This window comes from Paludibacterium denitrificans (assembly GCF_009707705.1).
In the GTDB taxonomy this organism is placed as follows: Bacteria; Pseudomonadota; Gammaproteobacteria; order Burkholderiales; family Chromobacteriaceae; genus Paludibacterium_A; species Paludibacterium_A denitrificans.
Genome location: NZ_WLYX01000001.1, coordinates 877,370 through 899,073 on the forward strand (window position 1 = coordinate 877,370; position 21,704 = coordinate 899,073).

The 21,704-nt window shown below is 60.1% G+C and carries 27 protein-coding genes and 8 pseudogenes; 11 read left to right on the forward strand and 24 right to left on the reverse strand.

Annotated features, from left to right (window positions below; all coding sequences use genetic code 11):
- Window positions 1-48: 48 nt before the first annotated feature.
- The 5 genes and pseudogenes from GKE73_RS05940 to GKE73_RS05955 all read right to left on the reverse strand — a co-directional run bounded on the left by GKE73_RS05940 (window position 49) and on the right by GKE73_RS05955 (window position 3,129).
- Window positions 49-1,191 (reverse strand): transglutaminase TgpA family protein, encoded by a 1,143-nt coding sequence (locus GKE73_RS05940; RefSeq protein WP_230369424.1) that lies wholly within the window; start codon window positions 1,189-1,191, stop codon window positions 49-51.
- The gene (locus tag GKE73_RS22665; RefSeq protein ID WP_280954783.1) at window positions 1,164-1,289 is read right to left on the reverse strand and encodes a hypothetical protein; all 126 of its coding nucleotides are present in this window, start codon (window positions 1,287-1,289) and stop codon (window positions 1,164-1,166) included. The genes GKE73_RS05940 and GKE73_RS22665 overlap by 28 nt, the downstream gene beginning before the upstream one ends.
- Window positions 1,286-1,942, reverse strand: a complete 657-nt coding sequence (locus GKE73_RS05945) for a DUF58 domain-containing protein (protein WP_230369425.1) — start codon at window positions 1,940-1,942, stop codon at window positions 1,286-1,288. Before GKE73_RS05945 ends, GKE73_RS22665 begins: the two co-directional genes overlap by 4 nt.
- Window positions 1,860-2,240 carry a hypothetical protein gene (locus GKE73_RS05950; protein ID WP_230369426.1) on the reverse strand — a complete coding sequence of 127 codons (381 nt, stop codon included), beginning with the start codon at window positions 2,238-2,240 and terminating at the stop codon, window positions 1,860-1,862. Before GKE73_RS05950 ends, GKE73_RS05945 begins: the two co-directional genes overlap by 83 nt.
- A pseudogene (locus GKE73_RS05955) lies at window positions 2,224-3,129 on the reverse strand (AAA family ATPase). The gene GKE73_RS05950 and the pseudogene GKE73_RS05955 overlap by 17 nt, the downstream one beginning before the upstream one ends.
- A 74-nt stretch (window positions 3,130-3,203) precedes the next feature.
- On the opposite strand from GKE73_RS05955, the gene GKE73_RS26465 reads away from it, so the two are divergent.
- From GKE73_RS26465 to GKE73_RS26475, 3 genes and pseudogenes are all read left to right on the forward strand, one after another.
- Window positions 3,204-3,569: a hypothetical protein gene (locus tag GKE73_RS26465; protein WP_312854374.1), complete on the forward strand. Its 366-nt coding sequence runs from the start codon at window positions 3,204-3,206 to the stop codon at window positions 3,567-3,569.
- Window positions 3,553-3,774 (forward strand): annotated as a pseudogene (locus tag GKE73_RS26470) (histone deacetylase family protein); the annotation flags it as partial. The gene GKE73_RS26465 and the pseudogene GKE73_RS26470, both read left to right, overlap by 17 nt.
- Window positions 3,775-3,818: 44 nt before the next feature.
- Entirely contained in the window at window positions 3,819-4,160 is a 342-nt protein-coding gene (locus GKE73_RS26475) for an arginase family protein (RefSeq protein WP_312854543.1), read from the forward strand.
- An 83-nt stretch (window positions 4,161-4,243) separates the two neighbouring features.
- On the opposite strand, the gene plsY is transcribed toward GKE73_RS26475, so the two are convergent.
- Window positions 4,244-4,888 (reverse strand): glycerol-3-phosphate 1-O-acyltransferase PlsY, encoded by a 645-nt coding sequence (plsY, locus tag GKE73_RS05965; RefSeq protein WP_230369427.1) that lies wholly within the window; start codon window positions 4,886-4,888, stop codon window positions 4,244-4,246.
- 71 nt (window positions 4,889-4,959) lie between these two features.
- Between plsY and GKE73_RS05970 the strand changes: the two genes are divergently transcribed.
- Entirely contained in the window at window positions 4,960-5,319 is a 360-nt protein-coding gene (locus GKE73_RS05970; RefSeq protein WP_230369428.1) for a dihydroneopterin aldolase, read from the forward strand.
- A 44-nt stretch (window positions 5,320-5,363) separates the two neighbouring features.
- Here the strand turns inward: GKE73_RS05970 and GKE73_RS05975 are convergent, their stop codons facing one another.
- From GKE73_RS05975 to mutY, 17 genes and pseudogenes are all read right to left on the reverse strand, one after another.
- Window positions 5,364-5,750 (reverse strand): group II truncated hemoglobin, encoded by a 387-nt coding sequence (locus GKE73_RS05975; RefSeq protein WP_230369429.1) that lies wholly within the window; start codon window positions 5,748-5,750, stop codon window positions 5,364-5,366.
- A 5-nt stretch (window positions 5,751-5,755) separates the two neighbouring features.
- Complete coding sequence (locus GKE73_RS25390; protein WP_376767280.1) at window positions 5,756-5,965, reverse strand: hypothetical protein; 210 nt, start codon at window positions 5,963-5,965, stop codon at window positions 5,756-5,758.
- Between the two features lie 136 nt (window positions 5,966-6,101).
- Window positions 6,102-6,440: pseudogene (locus tag GKE73_RS25395) on the reverse strand (ATP-grasp domain-containing protein); the annotation flags it as partial.
- Complete coding sequence (locus tag GKE73_RS24585) at window positions 6,434-6,961, reverse strand: NAD-dependent epimerase/dehydratase family protein (RefSeq protein WP_312854375.1); 528 nt, start codon at window positions 6,959-6,961, stop codon at window positions 6,434-6,436. The pseudogene GKE73_RS25395 and the gene GKE73_RS24585, both read right to left, overlap by 7 nt.
- A 90-nt stretch (window positions 6,962-7,051) precedes the next feature.
- Window positions 7,052-7,753 (reverse strand): FAD-dependent oxidoreductase, encoded by a 702-nt coding sequence (locus GKE73_RS05990; protein ID WP_312854544.1) that lies wholly within the window; start codon window positions 7,751-7,753, stop codon window positions 7,052-7,054.
- A gap of 12 nt (window positions 7,754-7,765) precedes the next feature.
- Complete coding sequence (locus GKE73_RS05995) at window positions 7,766-8,083, reverse strand: FAD dependent oxidoreductase family protein (RefSeq protein WP_230371552.1); 318 nt, start codon at window positions 8,081-8,083, stop codon at window positions 7,766-7,768.
- Entirely contained in the window at window positions 8,013-8,309 is a 297-nt protein-coding gene (locus GKE73_RS06000; RefSeq protein ID WP_230369431.1) for an FAD-dependent oxidoreductase, read from the reverse strand. Before GKE73_RS06000 ends, GKE73_RS05995 begins: the two co-directional genes overlap by 71 nt.
- Window positions 8,310-8,433: 124 nt before the next feature.
- Window positions 8,434-8,775, reverse strand: a complete 342-nt coding sequence (locus GKE73_RS06005; RefSeq protein WP_230369432.1) for a CheR family methyltransferase — start codon at window positions 8,773-8,775, stop codon at window positions 8,434-8,436.
- A complete protein-coding gene (locus GKE73_RS06010; RefSeq protein WP_230369433.1) occupies window positions 8,759-9,301 on the reverse strand; it encodes a CheR family methyltransferase in 543 nt (180 codons plus the stop codon). Before GKE73_RS06010 ends, GKE73_RS06005 begins: the two co-directional genes overlap by 17 nt.
- Before the next feature lie 66 nt (window positions 9,302-9,367).
- Window positions 9,368-9,702: pseudogene (gene erpA, locus GKE73_RS06015) on the reverse strand (iron-sulfur cluster insertion protein ErpA).
- 149 nt (window positions 9,703-9,851) lie between these two features.
- Window positions 9,852-10,896, reverse strand: a pseudogene (argC, locus tag GKE73_RS06020) (N-acetyl-gamma-glutamyl-phosphate reductase).
- 152 nt (window positions 10,897-11,048) lie between these two features.
- Complete coding sequence (rpsI, locus tag GKE73_RS06025) at window positions 11,049-11,441, reverse strand: 30S ribosomal protein S9 (protein ID WP_230369434.1); 393 nt, start codon at window positions 11,439-11,441, stop codon at window positions 11,049-11,051.
- A gap of 15 nt (window positions 11,442-11,456) precedes the next feature.
- Entirely contained in the window at window positions 11,457-11,885 is a 429-nt protein-coding gene (gene rplM / locus GKE73_RS06030; RefSeq protein WP_230369435.1) for a 50S ribosomal protein L13, read from the reverse strand.
- A gap of 560 nt (window positions 11,886-12,445) precedes the next feature.
- On the reverse strand, window positions 12,446-12,586 hold the full coding sequence (locus GKE73_RS06035; protein WP_230369436.1) for a hypothetical protein: 141 nt from the start codon (window positions 12,584-12,586) through the stop codon (window positions 12,446-12,448).
- A 5-nt stretch (window positions 12,587-12,591) separates the two neighbouring features.
- Window positions 12,592-13,191: a deoxyribose-phosphate aldolase gene (gene deoC, locus GKE73_RS06040; protein ID WP_230369437.1), complete on the reverse strand. Its 600-nt coding sequence runs from the start codon at window positions 13,189-13,191 to the stop codon at window positions 12,592-12,594.
- A gap of 90 nt (window positions 13,192-13,281) precedes the next feature.
- A pseudogene (locus GKE73_RS06045) lies at window positions 13,282-15,487 on the reverse strand (RelA/SpoT family protein).
- A gap of 75 nt (window positions 15,488-15,562) precedes the next feature.
- A pseudogene (mutY, locus tag GKE73_RS06055) lies at window positions 15,563-16,614 on the reverse strand (A/G-specific adenine glycosylase).
- A gap of 111 nt (window positions 16,615-16,725) precedes the next feature.
- Between mutY and GKE73_RS06060 the strand changes: the two are divergent.
- The 7 genes and pseudogenes from GKE73_RS06060 to GKE73_RS06075 all read left to right on the forward strand — a co-directional run bounded on the left by GKE73_RS06060 (window position 16,726) and on the right by GKE73_RS06075 (window position 21,307).
- Window positions 16,726-17,925 (forward strand): hypothetical protein, encoded by a 1,200-nt coding sequence (locus GKE73_RS06060; RefSeq protein ID WP_230369440.1) that lies wholly within the window; start codon window positions 16,726-16,728, stop codon window positions 17,923-17,925.
- Complete coding sequence (locus GKE73_RS25400; protein WP_376767281.1) at window positions 17,897-18,361, forward strand: THUMP domain-containing protein; 465 nt, start codon at window positions 17,897-17,899, stop codon at window positions 18,359-18,361. The genes GKE73_RS06060 and GKE73_RS25400 overlap by 29 nt, the downstream gene beginning before the upstream one ends.
- The gene (locus tag GKE73_RS25405) at window positions 18,333-18,482 is read left to right on the forward strand and encodes a hypothetical protein (RefSeq protein ID WP_376767282.1); all 150 of its coding nucleotides are present in this window, start codon (window positions 18,333-18,335) and stop codon (window positions 18,480-18,482) included. Before GKE73_RS25400 ends, GKE73_RS25405 begins: the two co-directional genes overlap by 29 nt.
- 53 nt (window positions 18,483-18,535) lie before the next feature.
- Window positions 18,536-19,096 carry a hypothetical protein gene (locus GKE73_RS25410; RefSeq protein WP_376767412.1) on the forward strand — a complete coding sequence of 187 codons (561 nt, stop codon included), beginning with the start codon at window positions 18,536-18,538 and terminating at the stop codon, window positions 19,094-19,096.
- 88 nt (window positions 19,097-19,184) lie between these two features.
- Window positions 19,185-19,787 (forward strand): MarC family protein, encoded by a 603-nt coding sequence (locus GKE73_RS06070; protein ID WP_230369441.1) that lies wholly within the window; start codon window positions 19,185-19,187, stop codon window positions 19,785-19,787.
- 179 nt (window positions 19,788-19,966) lie between these two features.
- A complete protein-coding gene (locus tag GKE73_RS22670; protein ID WP_280954784.1) occupies window positions 19,967-20,296 on the forward strand; it encodes a cation:dicarboxylate symporter family transporter in 330 nt (109 codons plus the stop codon).
- 55 nt (window positions 20,297-20,351) lie between these two features.
- Window positions 20,352-21,307 (forward strand): annotated as a pseudogene (locus tag GKE73_RS06075) (cation:dicarboxylate symporter family transporter).
- A 54-nt stretch (window positions 21,308-21,361) separates the two neighbouring features.
- Here GKE73_RS06075 and GKE73_RS06080 read toward each other — a convergent pair.
- Window positions 21,362-21,703 carry a LysR substrate-binding domain-containing protein gene (locus GKE73_RS06080; protein ID WP_376767284.1) on the reverse strand — a complete coding sequence of 114 codons (342 nt, stop codon included), beginning with the start codon at window positions 21,701-21,703 and terminating at the stop codon, window positions 21,362-21,364.
- Window position 21,704: the final 1 nt, after the last annotated feature.

Sequence of the window (21,704 nt, forward strand, 5' to 3'; positions counted from 1 at the left end):
ATTGTATTCACCGCCCTGATAACCCACCACGACCCGGGCGGGCAAAGTTTAGGCGGCACGCGCCAGAAAGGTCAGCGCGCCAGCATAATGTTCGCAAAAGCCTTGCCGAGTAAGGAACAGGAATTGGTCGATACTGTTTTCGGCCAACCTTGGCGGCGTCAGCGTATAGCGGAAACCTTCCAGCCGGAAATGCTCCAACGCCGCCTGCACCCAGGCGCGGTCATCCGGACTGCGTTGCCACAGGCTTTCGGCCAACTGCCGGGCCTGCGGATTACCCGCTGGCAAGCGGCGATAAAATGCCTGCTCCTGAGCGCTCAACCGTGCATACACACTGGCACCACTGGCGCTGGCCAGACGATAACGGCGCAGATCATCGTTTTTTATCAGTTGCCGCAACGTCCCGCCCTGCGCCAGCGCCGTATCAGCGCTCCCCGGCAACGGGTAATCCAGCGCGGGCAGACGGCCTTCCTCCGGACGCGTGGTCAGGCTGTAATGCCAGACCTGACCGCCGCTCAGGCTGACGCGCTCCTGCTGTATGGCGTGCAGGTTGGACCAGCGCTGGCCATCAAAATCATCGAAGGTCATCACCCGCCAATACAAGGCCCGCCGCGGCGGAGCTGGCTCGTTGAATACTACGGAAAACACCGGGTCATGGCGCGGAATCAACTGGCTGATACTGCCCGGCTCCATCGAATCGGCCAGCCCGGTGCTGGCCGTATGGCGGCTATCCGGCATGGACCAGAGCGGCCCGGGCAAACGTGGCATCGCGACAAACAACACCAGCATCAACGGCAATGCCAGCAGCAGGCTGACTACGGCCGTGCGCCCGCTGCCAACCGGTGGCGTACCGGCCAACAGCGCCATCGCCCAGGTCAACGCCAGCAGCGTCAGCACCAGCCATGAGGCCGCCAGCGGCGACTGATCAAACAACAGCGGCATGGCCGCCAGGAAGAAACCGAGCGTCAGCAAGACCCGCCAGTCGCGCAGGTTTTGCGTTTCAAATGCCTTGAAGCCCACCAGCAGCAGTAACAGCGCCACACCGCCTTCGCGCCCCACCAGCGTGCGCAATGTCAGCCATAACAGCACCACCGGCACCACCACGGCCAACAACACCAGCCAACGCGGCGGCAGTGTACTACCCCGCCAGACGCCCCGGGCCCGGCTTAAGCCAGCATCACGGTAAACAGCCATGCCACCCAGCCAGGCAAGAAGAACAACAATGGCGCCGCGGTAATCAGCAGCGCCGCCAGCACCGCCAGTTGGCCCGGTCGATGTGCGATCTGGCTCATGCTGCATCCTCATGCAGCGCCAGCGTTTGTAGCGCTTGTCCGGGCGCGGCAGCAGCCGAATCGATAATCTCGTTGGGGAGTTGCAACACATAGCGCTGCCCTTGCTGCTCACACCGCAGCACCCGCCAGCACAAACGCGAGAGCCGCGCTTCATCATCCAGCGTGGACGGATAATCCTGCCAGCTCAACTGCTGCAGGCTGGCCGCACTCGCGCCGACAAAACGCTTGCTGACCAGCACATCCCGCCGCGCCAATACGTTCCGTGCGATATGCCGTGGGGCATCGCCCTGCTGATAGGGCTGCAAATGGGAAAAATCGTCGTGCCCGGATGGGCTGGCGCCTTCGCCCTGCCCTTGCTGCGCGGAAACCTGGTTGTCCGTCATATCCTCCTGCGGCGCGGGATAGACCAACAGGTTGGCCGAAAAACGCAGGTAGGCAAATGCCCGCACCAGCCCAAACGGCGCCTCACTCCACACCGTCATCAGCGGATAGGGCCATAACCCGCGCTGCGGCATGGGCACCGGCAACGACAACAGCAGCTCGCCGTGTGGCGAGAGATGGCCCGGCACATCACCACCCCGCAGCGTCGCCAGTCCCAGCCAGATGGCCCGGCCAAGGCCTTGTGTGTCCTTGATCTGCAGCGTGCACGGCATGCTCCCCCCCCGCGAACACAGGCTCCGAGGACTGCGGAGTCAACTGTAGGCTTACCAACTGCCGATAGGCCATAAGCACCGCCACCAGCAACAACGCCACCAGCCAGAAAGCCAGCGCATAGGCGAGGCTGACGGAGTAATTGAGCGCCCCCAGCCAGATGGCCGCCGCGACCAGCAACAAGGTCCAGCCAAAGCGTGTGGGCAGCAGGTAGATACGGCGCTGCGTCAGCGTGCAACTGGTTTCGCACGGGAGGCGGTTCAGCCACCATTGCCGCAGACGGCTAGGGGATGGCCACATGGTTGAGCAGCTGCATCATGTCATCGTCCTGTCTGGCACCGGGGCGTGAGGAGGCCAGACGATGGCTTAAGCAACGCTGGGGAACACGGCCTTGACGTCTTCCGGCAGCACGTGACTGCGCCCTTCCAGCAAGGCCAGGGCACGCGCCGCCGACAACAGCGCCAGACCGGCACGGGGGCTGAGGCCTGCGGCGAAGCGGTCGCTGCGGCGCGTGGCTTCGGCCAACTCCAGCACATATTCCGCCAAGGACTGACTGACCTTGACCTGCTGCACCTGCGCTTGCAGCTGTTGCAAATCGGCGGCACTCATGGCCGGAGCCATGCCCGCCAACAACTGGCGCCGGTCTTCGCCCATCAGCAAAGACAGCTCGGCCTCTCGCAGAGGGAAACCGAGGGAAATCCGCATGAGAAACCGATCCAGCTGCGACTCCGGCAACGGAAACGTGCCGAGTTGCTCCTTGGGGTTCTGCGTGGCGATCACGAAAAACGGCTGCGGCAAGCGGTGGGTTTCACCATCCAGCGTCACCTGCCGCTCTTCCATCGCCTCCAGCAAGGCCGACTGCACCTTGGGCGAGGCACGGTTGATTTCATCGGCCAGCAACACCGGCTGAATACCGGGCAACAAAACGGAAGTCAGAGGTCTGCCGGTCAAAGATATTTCCGCCGAGGATATCGGCTTACAACAAGTCGCTGGTGAACTGTACGCGACGGTAGTGCAAACCCAGCACCCGCGCCAGCCCGTGCGCCAGTGTGGTTTTTCCGACACCGGGCAAATCTTCGATCAGCAAGTGCCCACCCGCGATCAAACATGCCAGCGCCAGCCGAATCGGCCGGGACTTGCCCGGGATCAGGGTATTGAGTTGGCGATACGCCAAGGAGAGTGATTGCATTTATAAACGGTTACGAGCAGTATTTATCAAAAAATCATACAACAAAGCCCATCGTACGCAACAAGGAAACGCTCGTGTTTACCTGGCTCAAAAACCATCTGCACCGGGCAGGACTGACTGCCTACATTACCCATTCCGAGTGTCTGCAGCACAACATGGGGGAGGGACACCCGGAATGCCCCGAGCGGCTTACCGCCATTCGGGATCAACTCATGGCGTCACAGATCTTTGACAGCCTACAGGAAATCGATGCCCCGGAAGTGACCGAGCAGCAACTGGCGCGCGTCCACCCGCCACGCTACGTGGAATACATCGAATCCTGCACGCCCAGCGTGGGCACCTTCCGCATCGACCCGGATACCGCCATTGGCCCCGGCACGTTCCAGGGCAGCCAAACGCGCGGCGGGTGCTGTGGTCAAGGCGGTGGATCTGGTGTGTGAGGACAAGGTGCCCAATGCCTTCTGTGCCATCCGCCCACCCGGCCACCATGCCGAAAGCGCCAAATCCATGGGCTTTTGTTTCTTCAACAATATCGCCGTCGGCGTGGCACACGCCCTGTCGGTGTACCACTATGAACGGGTCGCCATCATCGACTTCGACGTGCACCACGGCAACGGCACCGAAGAAATCTTCAAGGACGATCCGCGCGTGATGATGCTGTCAATTTTTCAGCATCCGTTCTTCCCCTACTGCGGCGACCAGCCGCTGGGCAGCAACATGCACAACACGCCGCTCAAAGCAGCACCGGCCGCGAGTTCCGCGAAGTGGTGGAACACAGCTGGCTGCCGCTGTTGCACGATTTCCAGCCGCAGATGCTGTTCATCTCGGCTTACTTTGATGCGCACCGCGAAGACGATATGGGCACCATGGGGCTGGTCGAAGCCGATTACGAATGGGTCACGCGTCACCTGCTGCAAATCGCCAACCAGTATGCCGAAGGACGCGTGGTTTCCGTGCTGGAAGGCGGCTATGACCTCTCCTCGCTGGCACGCAGCGTCACGGCCCATATCAAGGCGCTGTCCGACGGCTAAGTCCGGGTTTTCGGCCAACCTGCGCATGAAAAAGCCGCCTTTAAAGGCGGCTTTTTTGTGGCGAGAGCGACCCGTTATCGGGGTTACTGCAGCGGCGTATCCTTACCGCTGGCCACATCACTCTTTTCACCGATCTTGCCTTCCTGCCCGGTCAAGAGGTTGATCAGGTTCGACTTGTGGCGATGCACCACCAGAATGGCGATGATGATGCAGGTGCCAAAATACACGCTGTGCGGGCCGACGATGAAATAGGCATACACCGGCACCAGCACGCTGGCAACGATGGCGGCCAACGAGGAGATCTTGATGACAAAGGCCATGAACAGCCAGCTGGCCAGCGCCGCCAACGCCAGCCAGACGTTAAAGCCGAACAGCACGCCCACCGCCGTGGCAACGCCTTTCCCGCCCTTGAAACCAAAAAATACCGGCCACATGTGCCCGATCAGCACGGCCAGCGCCGCCATGGCGATGGCTTGCTCGCCCAGTCCATAGCGCGGCCCAACCCACGCCGTCAGCGCCACCGCCAACCAGCCCTTGGCGCCATCGCCCAGCAGCGTCAGCACCGCGGCCAGCTTGCGGCCAGAGCGCAACACGTTGGTGGCACCGGGGTTTTTTGAGCCGTAACTGCGCGGGTCGGCCATACCCATGGCACGGCTGACAATCACGGCAAACGACAGGGAACCGATCAGGTAGGCGGCAACAACAAATGCAAAAGCTGTTGTGGTCATGGCTTATCCACTAGAATACAAGGCTTCGGATTTTACGGTATCGGGCGGCAAACCCCAACCGCCGCAACTGAATGGACATCATATTTCTGCGCCAAGTGCGTGCCGACACCGTTATCGGTGTCTACGAATGGGAGCGTCAGGCTCCGCAGACCATTGAACTGGATCTGGAAATCGGCATCCCCAGCGAGGTGCCGTGCCACAGCGACGACATTGGCGACACCATCCACTATGGCGTGGTGGTGGAACGGCTGCGCAAGGCGTTGGCCGAACAACATTTCCTGCTGATCGAGGCGTTGGCCGAATACATTGCCAAGATGATCCGCGAGGATTTCGGCGCGCCGTGGGTCAAGGTTTCCGTCACCAAACTGGGCATCTTGCCCGGCGTAAAATACGTCGGCGTCCTGATCGAGCGCGGCCACCGCCCGCGTTAAACAAAAAAGTCCCGCCCGGCGGGACTTTTTTCATCACAACACTCTCATTCCGGCTGGTTGCGCATGAAATCGGCGGTGTTGTAGAACGCCTCAATCAGCTTCTGTTTCAGCCACTCCTCCACCATCAGCTCATCCACCGCCTTCTTCATGCAGTACATCCACTGATCGCGCGCACTGCTGTCCACCGGAAACGGCGCGTGACGCATGCGCAAGCGCGGATGGCCAAATGCCTCCATGTACAACGACGGGCCACCGAGCCAGCCGGACAAGAACATGAACAGCTTCTGGCGCGATCCCGCCAGATCCGCCGGATGCATCTCACGCAGCGCCTTGACCGACGGGTCGCTATCCATGATGTCGTAGAAGCGGTCGACCAGCCAGCGCACCACGCCCTCGCCTCCCAGCAACTGATACGGCGTCATCTCCTGCATGTTGTTCACTCCCCCTTAACCGGTTTGACCAAGGCGGCGGCTTGCTGCGCGCGCGAGCGGGCGGTTTCCACGTCCTCGGCGCGCACTACGGCCACGCCCATGCGACGGCGCACAAAACTTTCCGGTTTGCCAAACAGGCGGATATCCGCGCCCGGCACGGCCAGCGCTTCGGCCAACCCTTCGTAGGCAATGCCGAGCGGCGGCCATGCCACCATAGATCACGGCCGACGCTCCCGGGCTTTGCAGACTGGCATCCACCGGCAAGCCAAGAAGGGCACGCGCGTGCAGATCAAACTCCGAGAAGCGCTGAGTCGCCAGCGTCACCAGCCCGGTATCATGCGGACGCGGGCTGACCTCGGAAAACCACACTTGATCACCCTTGACGAACAGCTCCACCCCAAACAGCCCACGGCCGCCCAGCGCCTCGGTCACCGCCTTGGCCATGTCACGCGCGCGCTGCAAGGCCAGTTCACTCATCGCCTGCGGCTGCCAGCTTTCCACGTAATCACCGCTTTGCTGACGATGGCCAACCGATGCACAGAAATGCGTGGCAATGCCGCCCTGACCATCACTGGCGCGCACGGTCAGTTGGGTAATTTCATAATCAAAATCGATAAAACCTTCGACAATGACGCGGCCCTTGTCGACCCGGCTAAGCACTAACGGCATAGTTCCGTGCGGCCTCAACATCTGCCGGGCCTTTCAACAGCGATTGCCCCTTGCCGCTGGAGGACATCACCGGCTTCACCAGACACGGATAGCCGATGCTCGGCATCGATGGCGGCCTGCAATTCGGCCAGACTGGAGGCAAACGCGTAAGGCGAAGTCGGCAACCCCAACTCTTCGGCGGCCAGACAGCGGATGCCTTCACGGTTCATGGTCAGATGTGCGGCACGCGCAGTCGGAATGACTTCGGCCAACCCATCGGCCTCGATACGCAGCAGCTCGTCCGTGGCAATGGCCTCGATCTCCGGCACAATCAGGTGCGGTTTGACCTGTTCCACCAGACGACGCAATGCCTGCGCATCGGACATGTCTATTACGTAGTGATGATGAGCTACCTGCATGGCGGGGGCCCGGGGATAACGGTCTACCGCGATGGTTTCCACCCCCAGCCGCTGCAAGGCGATGACCACTTCCTTGCCCAGTTCCCCGCTGCCCAGCAGCATGACCTTGAGCGCACTGTTGCTCAGCGGCGTTCCGATACGCATGGCGATTCTCCCCAGTGATGAATGGCTTAGGCATCTTACCACGAGCACCGCTTACCAACTTGACGTGCGACAGCAGAACTGGCTGTCGCTTCATACCCCGGTAAAGGCAAACTCCACCGGGGGGCGTTGCCCGGAAATGATGGCAGCCAGCGCACGACCAGAACCCGGGCCTTCAGTCCAGCCCAGCGTGCCGTGGCCCGTATTCAGATACAGGTTGCGATAGCGCGTGCGGCCGATCAGCGGCACGTTGCCCGGTGTCGCCGGGCGCAAGCCGGTCCAGAAACGCGCCTCGTTCCAGCGGCAGGCATCGGCAAACAGCATTTTGCCGTGTCGGATCAGGGCCTGACAGCGCACGGCATTGAGGGCGGTGGAGTAGCCGTTGAGTTCAGCCGTACCGGCAATGCGCAGGTTGTCCCCCAGCCGCGAGATGAAAATCTTGTGCTCTTCGTCGGTGATACTCACCATGGGCGCGGCCGAGGCGTCCTGCAGCGGCAAGGTGGCGGAATAGCCTTTGAGCGGATAAACCGGCAATGCCAAACCGAGCGGCCGGGCCAGCAGAGGCGAGTAACTCCCCAGCGCCAGCACATAGGCATCGGCCTTGAGGCTATCGAAGGCCCCGTCCGGGCGCGTCACCGAAATGGCGCCAATCTGCTCACCGTCATGCTCCAGCGCGTTGATGCGGGTGCCGTAGCAGAACTCCACCCCGCGTGCGGCGGCCATGTCGGCCAACCGGCTGGTAAACAGATGTACGTTGCCGGACTCGTCGTCTTCGCAGAAGGTGGCCCCTGCCAGACGTGGTGCCGGTTAAGCCAGTGCCGGTTCCAGCGCGGCCAGCTCCTCGACCGTGATCAGCCGCTTGTTGACCCCAAACTGCTGCATGACCGCGGCAGTGTGTGCCGCTTCGTCCACCTCCTGCTGCGACCACAGCAAGGTGACAATGCCGCGGGAGAGCTGCTGATAATCGATGCCGGTCTGTTCGCGCAAGGCAATAAAGGTTTCGCGGCTGAACTTGCCAAGGTTGAGCATCTGCACCATGTTGTGATGCACCCGGCTACGGCGGCATTCCCACAAGAACTGCAAGCCCCAGCGCCATTGCGCCGGGTCCAGCCGTAAACGGAACAACAGCGGCGCATCTTCCTTGAGCAACCACTTGAGGGCCTTGAAGGGTGCCGAGGGCTTGGCCCGGTGGTTCGGACTGACTGACGGAAATCTGCCCGCCGTTGGCGAAGCTGGTTTCCCGCCCGGCGCCACTGGCCCGGTCCACCACCACGACCTCATGGCCGTGTTCCGCCAGAAACCACGCCGTGGATACCCCGACCACGCCCGCCCCCAGAACCGCGACTTTCATCTTTCCTCTCCGGCAGCAAACAAAACGGGCAAGCCGACCTTGCCCGTCATTTGAAACGTCAGATGGTAACGCCGCCATCGGGCAATCTCAATGGGGATAGCCCGGACAGCCGCGCCTACTGCGGTCAGGATTTGTGCACGCGCTCGTAGACCGTCTTGCCGCGCAGATGGAAATACTCGGAGGCAAAATAGAAGTTCTCCGAATGGCCGACAAACAGCAGTCCCTCCGGCTTGAGCAACGGCACAAAGCGCTTGAGCACGCCAAACTGGGTCTCGCGGTCAAAGTAGATCATCACGTTGCGGCAGAAAATGGCATCGAACTGTTTATGTAACAGCCAGTTGTGTTCGATCAGGTTCAGCCGCTGGAAGGTAATCATGTTGCGTAGCACCGCCTTGGCCTGAAATTGCCCATCCGGCAACTTGTCGAAATACTTGCTGGCATAACCCGCCTTAAACAAACGCGCCACCTTGTCGGCGGGATAAATCCCTTTTCGGCCAACCTCCAGCACGCTGGTATCCAGTGTCGGTCGCCAGAATCGAAATAGACGGCCGGTGCCCGTGCGGAAAAGCCTCCAGCGCAGTGATGGCAAGGGAATATGGCTCCTCGCCGGTGGAGGCGGCGGCGCACCAGATGCTCAAGTCGTTGGTCCCGGCGGCGGCACGTTGTTTGAGATGCTCGGCCAGAATCGGGAAATGATGCTCTTCACGGAAAAAGAACGTCAGATTGGTGGTCAGCGCATTGACGAATTGCTCGAACTCGCGCTTGCCTGCCAGCGATGACAGGAAATCGACATAGGCAGCAAAGCTGGTCAGTTTCAATTCGCGGATACGGCGCACCAGACGGCCATACACCATATCCTTCTTGGAAGGATTCAGCGCGATGCCCGCTTCCTTGTAAATCAGTGCGCGGATACGCTCGAAATCCGCATCGCTGAATGCGAACTCACGATTGAACTCAATCTTGGGCAGGGTGATCGGTGGCAGCTTGGTCATCGGCGCTCTCAACAAAAAAGCCCGGGTCAATACCCCGGGCTTCTATCTTATCCTGTCTGACGGCACTCAGACAGAGAAGGATGAGCCACAACCGCAAGTGGTAGTGGCATTCGGGTTGCGAATCACAAACTGCGAACCCTCCAGGGCTTTCCTGATAGTCGATCTCGGCACCAACCAGATACTGGTAGCTCATCGGATCAACCAGGGAACGTCACGCCGTCACGCTCGATCGAGGTGTCATCTTCGTTGGCAATTTCATCAAACGTGAAACCGTACTGAAAGCCCGAGCAACCACCACCGGTCACGAACACACGCAGTTTCAGATCAGGATTGCCTTCTTCCGCGATCAGGTCGCGTACTTTGTTGCACGCGCTATCGGTAAACGCGATCGGGGACGGCATTTCGGTTGCAGCAGCAGTCATGTTAAACCTCGCAAATCAGTAAAATTCCCATATGCCCAGCCACCAATCGTGCAACACGACGGCCACCGGCTATCACCTACTATTTTAGTCGGATATTAGGGCAGATGGCGAGCTTTCAAGCTATGCCGTTACGGCAGCAACGGCACAATGTCCAAACCGGCGTTCTCGGGTTGGCCGAACATCAGGTTCATTACCTGCACGGCCTGACCGGAAGCCCCCTTCACCAGATTGTCTTCCACCACCAGAATGATCAGCAGATCGCCATTTCCCGGGCGATGCAAGGCGATGCGCGCCGTGTTGGAACCGCGCACGGAACGCGTTTCCGGATGGCTGCCAGTCGGCAACACGTCAACAAACGGCTCACCGGCAAAACGCTGTTCAAACAGGGACTGGAAGTCGGTTTCCAGCGCATCCGGCTTAATCCGCGCATAAATGGTGGAATGAATCCCGCGGATCATCGGCGTGAGGTGCGGTACAAAGGTCAGCTTCACCGGTGCGCCATGAATGGTGGACAAACCTTGCTCGATTTCCGGCAAGTGACGGTGGCCAGCCACGCCATAGGCCTTGAAATTGTCACCGGCTTCGGCCAACAAGCCACCCACCGCCGCCTTGCGGCCCGCGCCGGAGACGCCGGACTTGCAGTCGGCAATCAGCGTCTGGGTATCAATCAACGACTTGCCGCCTTCCAGCAGCGGCAACAGGCCCAACTGCACGGAGGTGGGATAGCAGCTAAGCCATACCGATCAGGCGTGCCTGCTTGATCGCTTCACGATTCACTTCCGGCAGGCCATACACGGCTTCGGCCAACAGGTCGGTACAGGAGTGCTCCATCGCATACCATTGCTGGAACACCGCCGGGTCTTTCAGACGGAAGTCAGCCGCCGGGTCGATCACCTTGACGCCCGCCGCCAGCAGCTCGCGCGCCTGCGCCATGGCCACACCGTGCGGAGTGGCAAAAAACACCACGTCGCATTCGGTCAACGGCGTTTCATCCGGAGTGGAGAAGGCGATGTCCACGCGACCACGCAAGCTGGGGAACATGTCGGCCACTTTCATGCCAGCCTCTTTGCGCGAGGTCACAGCCGTAACCTTGGCCTCGGGATGCCCTGCCAGCAAACGCAACAATTCGACTCCGGTATACCCCGTGCCGCCGACGATACCCACCTTGATCATTCCGGGCTTCCTTCTGAGAAATGGTCCAAAGCCAGAAGTCTAAGGAGTACGCCATGGCAACGCAACAAAAGTTGCCACCCGCCCTCTCCGACAACCAGACAAAACAAAAGCCGCCCAGTGGGCGGCTTGCTGTGAAACAGTAAGTAAGCGGATTAACGCTTGGAGAACTGTTTGGCGCGGCGAGCTTTGCGCAGGCCAACTTTCTTACGTTCAACTTCACGAGCATCGCGAGTCACGAAGCCAGCGGTGGACAGAGCCGGTTTCAGGGCGCTGTCGAAGTCGATCAGGGCACGGGTGATGCCGTGACGGATAGCACCCGCTTGGCCGGTTTCACCACCACCTACAACGTTTACCTTGATATCGAAAGATTCGAGGTTTTCGGTCAGGGTCAGCGGCTGGCGGATAACCATGCGGCCGGTTTCACGAGCAAAGTATTCGTCAACAGGTTTGCCGTTAACGATAATCTGACCGGAACCTTTTTGCATGAACACGCGAGCAACAGAGCTCTTGCGACGACCGGTGCCGTAGTAATATTTACCGTTCATTTCTATGCCTTAAAATCAGATTTCCAGCACTTTGGGCTGTTGGGCTGTGTGCGGGTGCTCAGTACCGGAGTACACCTTGAGCTTCTTGATCATGGCGTAGCCCAGCGGACCCTTCGGCAGCATGCCTTTTACGGCTTTTTCCAGAACGCGTTCCGGGAACTGGTTTTGCAGTTCGGTGAAGTTGCGTTCGTAGATACCACCCGGGTAGCCGGTATGACGGTAATATTTTTTGTCCTGAGCCTTGGCACCGGTAACGCGCAATTTCTCAACGTTTACGACAACGATGTAATCACCGGTGTCAACGTGAGGGGTGTATTCCGCTTTGTGCTTGCCACGCAGACGGCGGGCAATCTCAGCCGCGAGGCGGCCCAGCACCTTATCGGAGGCGTCGACCACGTACCACTCGCGCTTTACTTCATGCGGCTTGGCAGAAAAGGTCTTCATGGAAATCTTCCATCGTAATTCTTGAAAGTTCCGGATTCTATTACAGTGGTGTTTAGACTGTCAAACCCTTGTGAGACAACAAGAAACAACACCACAAACTGTGGCGTGAAATGACCTGTCGGGCGCTGTCTATAGGTGGTTTTTCCTGTCTCAGCGGGCGACGGATCGCACACCACCAGCGCAGGCAAAAAAAAGCGCAATCGATTCTGATTGCGCCAAGTTCCACCTAAAGAAGGAGGATGGAGGAGACAACACCAAAACGCACACATTGCATGCAACGTCCTGATGCAGATTCGATTATCTGCCATGCATGCGGAACTTGGCAAGATTTTTGTGCGGTGCACGATAAAATGTCACGACCATTTCTACAACACACTCAAAACCTGGGCAAAACCACGGGAAATGGCCACTGAAATAGGCCTATGGATTGGTGTAACTGGCCTGACAGCGCTAGCAAAACGCTTTTTTTGTCATTGCTGCATCGCAACAATTATTACTTGGCAAACCTGCATCGCACACATCCAGCCCGCTACGTAAGCTCCGGTACTACTACGGTTTGATCAATCGCCGCTAATTTCGTGCTGCAAAGCCGTCAGCAAGCGGGAGGAGCCAAAACGGAAATGCTCGGCCGTCACCCACTCCGCGCCCATCACATGCTCGGCCAGATCGATGTACTCGGCAGCCTGCTCCACCGTTTGCAACTGGCTTAAGCGGCTTTGAACCCGCAGCGGCCACCACTGGCGCGGATAGCGGTCAGCATGATACCGGCGGCTTCCAGTGTGCACCCCACTGCCACCGTGCCGGTCGAGGTCTTGATGAAATCAGCGAAGCCGGCGATGGCGAGCAGGCTGGCATCCCGAATCTGCCGTGGGCTATCCAGTTCACCCGTTTCCAGTATCACCTTGAGCGTTTTCTCACCACAGGCGTCCTTGCAGGCTTCCACCAATTCGGCGGCCAGTTCTGCCTGCCCTTGCTGGAATGCCCGATAGGGAAACACGACATCAACTTCATCGGCGCCATCGGCGATGGCCGCACGGGTTTCTGCCACGGCCTGCGCCACATCGTCCGAGCCATGCGGGAAGTTGGCAACGGTTGCCACACGGACCTGCGCCAGGCCCAGTTCGTTCAGCGTTTGCCGCGCCAGTCGCACAAAAGCAGGCCGGATGCAGACGGCAGCAACCGTACCGGCAGCACTGCGAGCTTGCTGACACAGCGCGACAATGCTGTCGGCGGTATCGTTGGGATTGAGGCTAGTCAGGTCCAGCATGGCTAGCGCCCGACGGGCAACAGGAGTCAGTTCACTCATGGAATTCTCTCGAAAAAACACAACGGCCAACCCTGCCAAGGTTGGCCGAAAAAGCTAAACGGCGATGGCCCGCGCCGGGCTAGCCAATCGTTATACGCGGCGCGCTTCGATCACGCCTTGCAGGTCGCGGATACGCCCCAGCACGCGGTTGATGTCGTTGAGGTTGCGCACTTCCACGGTAAAACCCATCTTGGCATGCAGGTCGCGCGACAGAGTGTTGACCGCGATCAGGTTGAGCTTTTCCCGCACCAGCACGTCGGAAATATCGCGCAGCAGGCCGGTGCGATCCAGCGACTGCACCTCGATATCAATCGGGAACACGCTGTTTTTCTGGTCGCCCCATTCGGCGGTGATCAGCCGTTCGGGCGCGTCAGCCGACAGGCGCTTGAGCGTGACGCAGTTGGCGCGGTGAATGGAAATGCCACGTCCCTTGGTGACGAAGCCAACCACGGCGTCGGGCGGTGCCGGTTTGCAGCACTTGGCCAGCACCGTCATCAGGTTATCCACGCCTTCGATCAGAATGCCACCCGAATCATGATGGCCCTTGCTGGCTCTGATCAGGCTGGCCGGATTGACCTCGGCGGGCGCCGCCGGTGCAAAGCTGTCGATCGCCTGAGCAACCGAGCGCGTGGTCAGTTCGCCATGCCCCAGCGCGCCGTACAGCTCGTCCAGCTTGGCGTAGCCGAGCTTTTCGGCCAACGCATTGAAATTGGGTTGCATCCCTTGGTGGCGTGACAGTTCGCGCTCAAACAGCTGCCGACCGGTTTCACGTACCGTATCGGCATTTTGCAGACGGATATACTGCCGAATCTTGGAAATGGCGCGATGGCTTTTCACCCAGCCGTCGTGCAGCCAGTTGACCGACGGCCCGCCTTCCTTGGCGGTCAGGATTTCCACGCGCTGACCGTTTTGCAGCGGCGTGGATAACGGCACGATCTGCCCTTCCACCTTGGCGCCACGGCAGCGGTGGCCCAGATCAGAGTGGATGGCGTAGGCAAAGTCGATGGGCGTGGCGCCATGCGGCAGCGCCAGAACCCGCCCTTGCGGCGTCAGCACGTAGATGGTGTCGGTAAACAGCTCGGTCTTGAAGGCTTCGGCCAACCCTTCGCGATCTGACATTTCCTCACGCCAGTCCAGCAGCTGGCGCAGCCGGGAGATTTTCTCCTCGTACTGCGCATCGCCCTTGCCGCCTTCCTTGTAGCGCCAATGCGCGGCCACGCCGAATTCGGCATGTTCGTGCATGTCGAAGGTGCGGATCTGTACCTCCAGCGCCTTGTCTTCCGGTCCGATCACGGCGGTGTGCAGGCTACGGTAGTTATTGGCCTTGGGGTGGCTAATGTAGTCGTCGAACTCGCCGGGAATGGGCTGCCACATGCTGTGAATCAGCCCCAGCACGGTGTAGCAGTCCGGCAGTTTTTCCACCGGGATGCGCACGGCGCGGATGTCGTACAGCTCGGAGAAATCGAGTTTTTTCTTCTTCATCTTTTTCCAGATGGAGAAGATATGTTTTGGCCGCCCCGCCACTTCGCCCTTGATACCGGCTTTTTTCAGTTCGTTGCGCAGCGCTTCCAGCACGCGGCCGATATAGTCGATACGCTCCAGCCGCCGCTCGTCCAGCAACTTGGCGATTTTCTTGTAGCTTTCCGGCTCGACATGACGGAAGCCGAGGTCTTCCAGCTCCCATTTGATCTGCCACACCCCCAGTCGGTTGGCCAACGGGGCGAAGATGTCCAGCGTTTCGGTAGCGATGCTGTGACGCACAGCTTCATCCGCCACGTGCGGCAGGTAATGCATGGTCTGGGTCCGCCGAGGCCAGCTTGATCAGCACCACGCGGATATCTGCCACCATCGCCAGCAGCATCTTGCGCATGGTTTCCGCCTGCCGCGCCCGCTCTTCCGGGGTATCCAGCTTGTCCAGCCGGGCGATTTCGGTAATCCGCCGTACGCCGTTGACACCATCCACCAGTACCGCCACGGTCTTGCCAAAGCTGCTGGTCAGCCACTCCTGCCAGTCGGCACGATAATCCGGCACGCAAAACAGCAAGGCAGCGGCGATGGCGTCGGGCAGCAGGTTCAGGTCGGCCACGATGGCAGCGGCTGACACGGCATGGCTAAACACGTCCTCGCCGGTATGCGCAAGTCGCTTGCCCTGATACAGCTCACGCGCGGCCTCAAAGGCGCGCGCCAGCATCACCCGGTCCTCGACGGACAAGGTCGCGGACAATTGTTCAAGCCACTGATGCGGATCAGCGGCGCTTACCAACGTATCGGCCACGGAGCGGACTACGGAAACCATATCGATCTAGTTCTTGGCGGTCAGGCCATTTGATTCGGTTGTTGGGGAGGCGGCAAGCCGCCGGGCCGGTACAGCTCAGACCTGTTCGGCCAACCTGAGCAGCAAGCGCCGTACCGGCGCTGGCACGCCGTAAGCATCGGGCGCGGCCAACAGGTCAAACCAATTGCCATTATTCTCCTTTACCGCCGTCGCGGAAAGAGCCTCCAGCCGCACCGGTAACGGCGTAATGATCAACCGGTAATGGGAAAACACGTGTTCCAGTTCCGGCCGGTTAAGCAAGACGTCGCCCAGACCGGTTGCGGCCAGCCAATCGTCCACCGCTTGCGAGCTGTCAAACTCCGGCAAGGACAGCAAGCCCCCCAGATTCCGGTCGGCGGCCGCCGCTGCAACCACACTTTATGTCCGTGGCAGGCCAGCAGCATGACGGTATGCCGCGTCGGCAAGGCTTTTTTGGGGCGCGGCGTGGGTAACTCTGCCGTCCGGCCGCTTTGCCAGGCAACACAGCCATCACGCATCGGGCAGTTTTCGCAGGCCGGTTTGCCACGGCGACACACCGTCGCGCCCAAATCCATTAGCCCTTGCGTGTAGGCGGTCATATCGGCGGGCGGTGGCGGCAACAGCTTTTCGGCCAACGTCCACAACCGCTTTTCTACCGCCCGCTCGCCGGGAAACCCTTCAATACCAAAGCAGCGCGTCAATACCCGTTTGACATTACCATCCAGAATGGTTTCCCGCTGGCCAAAAGCAAAGGCGGCAATCGCTGCGGCCGTGGAGCGCCCCACGCCCGGCAAGCGTTCTATCTGCTCGCGCTCACACGGAAAGACTCCGCCAAATTCGTCGCGCACCATCTGCGCCGCCTTGTGCAAGTTGCGCGCGCGCGAGTAATAACCAAGGCCGCTCCATTGCGCCAGCACCTCGTCTACCGAGGCAGCCGCCAGCGCAGCAATATCGGGGAAATGCTGCAAAAACCGGTCATAGTAGCCCAACACACTGCTAACCTGAGTCTGCTGCAGCATGATCTCCGACAGCCACACCCGATAAGCATCGCGCACCTGCCACGGCAGACCGTGCCGCCCGTGCTGTTGCTGCCGGGCGATCAAACGCGCGGCAAAAGCCTGTTCCAACATGATATTTCTTTGCTGCAATCGAACCGGAGATGGTACCGGAAAGCACAGGCGGCACCAAGCAGCAGGCCAGCAAATACGATAGAATGAAACATTGTTCAAAAAGGATGTTTCATGGCTACTTTCCGCTCCCGCCAGCGCGCCCAATTGCGCCGCGATACCAACAGCCGCGACCCTGCCACCGGCTCGTGCCATGGCGGGCAGCCAGCAACACCCAGCAGCAACGGCCCGTTGATTCAGAAAAAGCCATCCTCGGGCGCCCCCAGCAACACCGCTCCACGCGAACCCTACGCTGGACGGCGTCCCGGCCCTGCCGGAGGCAAACCGTCATTTGGCCGCGATAACCCGCGCCAAGATGAAGGTCGCCGCTTCGAACGAAACGAACGAGGCAACACTCCACGCTTCGAACGCCGCGATGATGAACGCAAGCCATTCAATCGTGAGCACTCAGCCACCGGCGCCAAGCCGCCGTTCAACCGAGAGGCACCGCGTCAAGGCGAAGGCCGCCGCTTCGAACGCGACGAACGCAGCAGCAACCCGCGTTTCGAGCGCCGCGATGACGAACGCAAACCTTACAGCCGGGACCGTGGCCCGTCTGGCCCGAAACCACTATTCGGCCAGAGCGACAAGCCGCAAGGCGAAGGCCGCCACTTTGAACGCGACGAGCGCGGTAGCAACCCGCGTTTCGAGCGACGTGATGACGAGCGCAAACCTTACAGCCGTGACCGTGGCCCATCCGGCCCGAAACCGCTATTCGGCCAGAGCGACAAGCCGCAAGGCGAAGGCCGCCGGTTTGAACGCGACGAGCGCAGCAATGCACCGCGTTCCGAGCGCTGCGATGACGAGCGCAAACCTTACAGCCGTGACCGTGGCCCGTCCGGCCCGAAACCACTGTTCGGCCAGAGCGACAAGCCGCAAGGCGAAGGTCGCCGTTTCGAGCGTGACGAGCGCGGCAGCAACCCGCGTTTCGAGCGCCGCGATGACGAACGCAAACCTTACAGCCGGGACCGTGGCCCGTCCGGCCCGAAACCGCTGTTCGGCCATGGCGACAAGCCGCAAGGCGAAGGTCGCCGCTTTGAGCGTGACGAGCGCAGCAACGCACCGCACGCTAACGACACAGATACGCGACAAAGCCGTTGGCACTACAGCGACAACCGTCAACCCGGTGGTTTGAAGCCGTTGGCAGCACCGCATCGGCTGGAAACACCGCATGGCCGTCAACAGCGCCACCAGGCCGATGCCCAACACAAGCCCGCAGCAACACGCCGTCTTCGCTTACCCGGCAATGTCACAAGCGCGACTGAAAGACGCTGAACTCGGCCTGTTTGCGCCGTGTCCGCGCGGGCTGGAAGGCATACTGGCCAAGGAATTGACGGCATGCGGGGCGCGAAACGTGGATGCGACCGATGGCGGCGTACGCGCCTCCGGCAATATGGACGTGATCATGCGCGCCAACCTGATGAGCCGTACCGCCAGCCGCATTCTGCTCAAGTTGGCCGAAGGTCCTTATCGCAGCGAACACGACATCAACCGTCTGGCCATGTCGATCGACTGGCCGCGCTGGTTTGACGTGCAGCGCAGCATCAAGGTCAAGACCGATGGCATTGGCACCACCGTGCGCAGCCTCGATTACATCTCGCTGACGGTCAAAGACGCCATCTGCGACCGCTTCCGCCCTGGCACAACTCGGGCGGCCCAACGTGGACACGCGCCAGCCGGACATGCGCATCCACACCTTCCTCACCCGTGACCACGCCATCATCTATCTGGACACCAGCGGCGAACCGCTGTTCAAGCGTGGCTGGCGCGAGGAAACCGGCGAAGCGCCGCTCCGCGAGAACCTGGCGGCAGGCATTCTGCTGCTGGCTTAAGCTACGATGGCAGCCAGCCGCTGATTGATCCGCTGTGCGGCAGCGGCACCTTTCTGGTTGAAGCCGCCGATATCGCGCTACAGCGGGCACCGGGGCGCCTGCGCCGCTTTGCCTTCCAGAAACTGCGCGAATTCGATGCCCTGAGCTGGGAAGCCTTGCAAAACGAGGCAAGGTTGGCCGAAAAACCGCTATGCAAGCTGGCAATCGCCGGTTCCGACCGCGATGCGGAAATGATCCGCGTCACCCGTCACAATCTGGAACTGGCCGGGCTCGCCACCGCCGTGGACACCAAGGTGCAGGATATTCTGGATGTCCGCCCGACCGCGCCGCATGGCCTGATCGTCAGCAACCCGCCCTACGGCGTGCGGCTGGATGAGCAGGACGCACTGGCGGCATGGTATCCCCAGTTGGGTACGTGGCTGAAAAACCATTTTTGCCTAGCTGGACGGTCCATCTGCTCAGCGGTGACCTGCGCCCTGGCGAAACTGATCCACCTGTCGCCCAAGCGCCGTACGCCGCTGTATAACGGCTCGCTGGAATGCCGCCTGTTCATGATCCAGATGGTGGCAGGCAGCGCTCGGCGCGAAAAACCGTCTGCTGACAAGCAGGAATAAGCACTAATCGCCGGGCAGGCCCTCCTGCCCGGCCGGTGCGCGTGCCATAATCATCGCCATCTCAAGATACCGATGCCCGGCCCGCTGCATGGAAACCTCTTTTCTCTCCGCCACCATTCTGCTGATCCTGATTACCGACCCGCTCGGTAACATTCCGCTGTTCATCACCGCCCTCAAGCAAGTCAAACCGGAACGCCGCAAGCACGTGGTATTGCGTGAATGCCTGATCGCCTTCACCGTGCTGCTGATTTTCATGTTCTTCGGGCGCGACTTTCTGGAGGTGATGCACCTGACCGACGAATCGGTACGCATTGCCGGTGGCGTGATTCTGTTCCTGATTGCCATCAAGATGATTTTCCCCGGCGAAGGCAGCGTGTTTGGCGGCGACCACATGCACTCCGAGCCATTCATCGTGCCCATTGCCATTCCGCTGATTTTAGCCCCGTCTGCCATGGCCACGGTGCTACTGATGTCCACGCGCGAACCCACGCGCATGCTGGAATGGGTCGGTGCGCTCACCCTGTGCATGCTGGTCACGACCGTGGTGTTCCTGTTCTCCGGCAAACTGCAAAAACTGCTGGGCGAACAAGCCATTACCGCGCTGGAGCGGCTGATGGGGCTGGTCCTTACCGCCATCGCCATTGAAATGTTGCTCGGCGGCATCGCCTCGTACATCCGCCAGTTTCACTAATGCCCACGGCATGACCTGTCCAATAAATGGTGATGGCAGGATGACAGCAACGGCCATGACAAAGCCACCTCTTAGGGATTTCGGCAATTAGCCCAAGGCTTGCAGGCTGCTAGCATGGTGAGAAAAGGGCCACTTCGAGCCCGAATGCCAGAATAAAACCAACGCTAGAGAGACCGTTCATGCAAGCTAAAAAACCGTTTTATGCGCGGCTGTACTTTCAGGTACTTGCCGCCATCGCCATCGGCATCCTGCTGGGGGCATTCTTTCCGTCCACAGCGGCCAAGATGAAACCGCTAGGGGATGCCTTCATCAAACTGATCAAGATGATGATTGCCCCGATCATCTTCACCACGGTGGTGGTGGGCATTGCCAAGATGGGCAACATGAAGGAAGTGGGCCGCGTCGGCGTCAAGGCGCTGTTTTACTTTGAAGTGGTTACCACGCTGGCACTGGTTATCGGTCTGGTAGTGGTCAATGTGCTGCAACCGGGTTTAAGCCCTGAACGTTGACCCGAGCACGCTGGACACCAAGTCCATCGCCAAGTTCACCGCCAGTGCCAAGGAAATGAACACGGTTGATTTCCTGATGCACATCATTCCTGACACGGTAACCGGCGCGTTTGCCACCGGTGAAATCCTGCAGGTTCTACTGTTCTCCGTGCTGCTGGGTCTGGCGCTCACACACATGGGCAAGCGCGGTGACGCCGTCATCGAGTTCCTCGACGATCTGTCCCACGCCCTGTTCGGCGTCATCAACCTGCTGATGAAGCTGGCCCCTATCGGCGCCTTTGGTGCCATGGCCTTTACCATCGGCAAATACGGAGTGGGTTCGCTCAAACAGCTCGGCTTCCTGATGCTGTGCGTCTACATCACCTGTTTTGCCTTCGTGTTTGTGGTACTGGGCCTGATTGCACGCTTCAACGGCTTCAGCATCTTCAAATACCGGCGTACATCAAGGATGAAATCCTGCTGGTACTGGGTACCTCGTCGTCGGAATCCGCGCTACCGGGCATGATGAACAAGATGGAAAAACTGGGCTGCTCCAAACCGGTTGTCGGCATGGTGATTCCAACCGGCTACTCGTTCAACCCGGACGGCACCTCCATCTACCTGACCATGGCCGCCGTGTTCATCGCACAGGCTACCAACGTACAACTGTCGCTGGGTGAAGAGCTGGGCATCATCGGCGTGTTGCTGCTCACCTCCAAGGGTGCCGCTGCCGTGACCGGTGGTGGCTTCATCACCCCGGCTGCCACGCTGGCCACCATGGGCGGCAAGCTGCCGGTAGAAGGCCTGGCCTTGCTGATTGGTATTGACCGCTTCATGTCCGAAGCCCGCGCCATTACCAACCTGATCGGTAACGGCATCGCCACCATCGTCGTGGCACGCTGGGAAAAATCGCTGAACGAAGATCGCCTGCACGCCGTGCTGAATGGCAAGATCTACGAGGATGAAGACACCCTCAAGGAAGAAGATCAAGCCTCGGTACAAGCTGCCGTAGACAGCGCCACCGCCAGCTGATCACCAAACACAGCAACCTTGATAGCCCGCCACGGTGGTGGGCTTTTTTTCGTCTCAAAGTTGGCCGAAAAACGCCAGCAAGTAATCGACAAACACCCGCACCTTGCCGGGTACATGGCGCCGCACCGGATAAACCGCAGACAGCTCCAGCGCCGACCAGTGATACGCCTCCAGCACCGGCACCAGTTTGCTTACCTGTAACGCCTCTTCCAGCAAAAAACGCGGCTGCAGGATCAGCCCCATGCCCTGGATGGCAGCATCGGCCAGAATATCGCCATTATTGGCCCGTAGCGGCCCGTTGACCCGCACCTTGTCCTGCCTGCCCGCATCATCGGTATAACTCCACAGCGTCGGCTGCTGGGCCAGCGTATAGATCAGGCAATCATGCCCCGCCAAT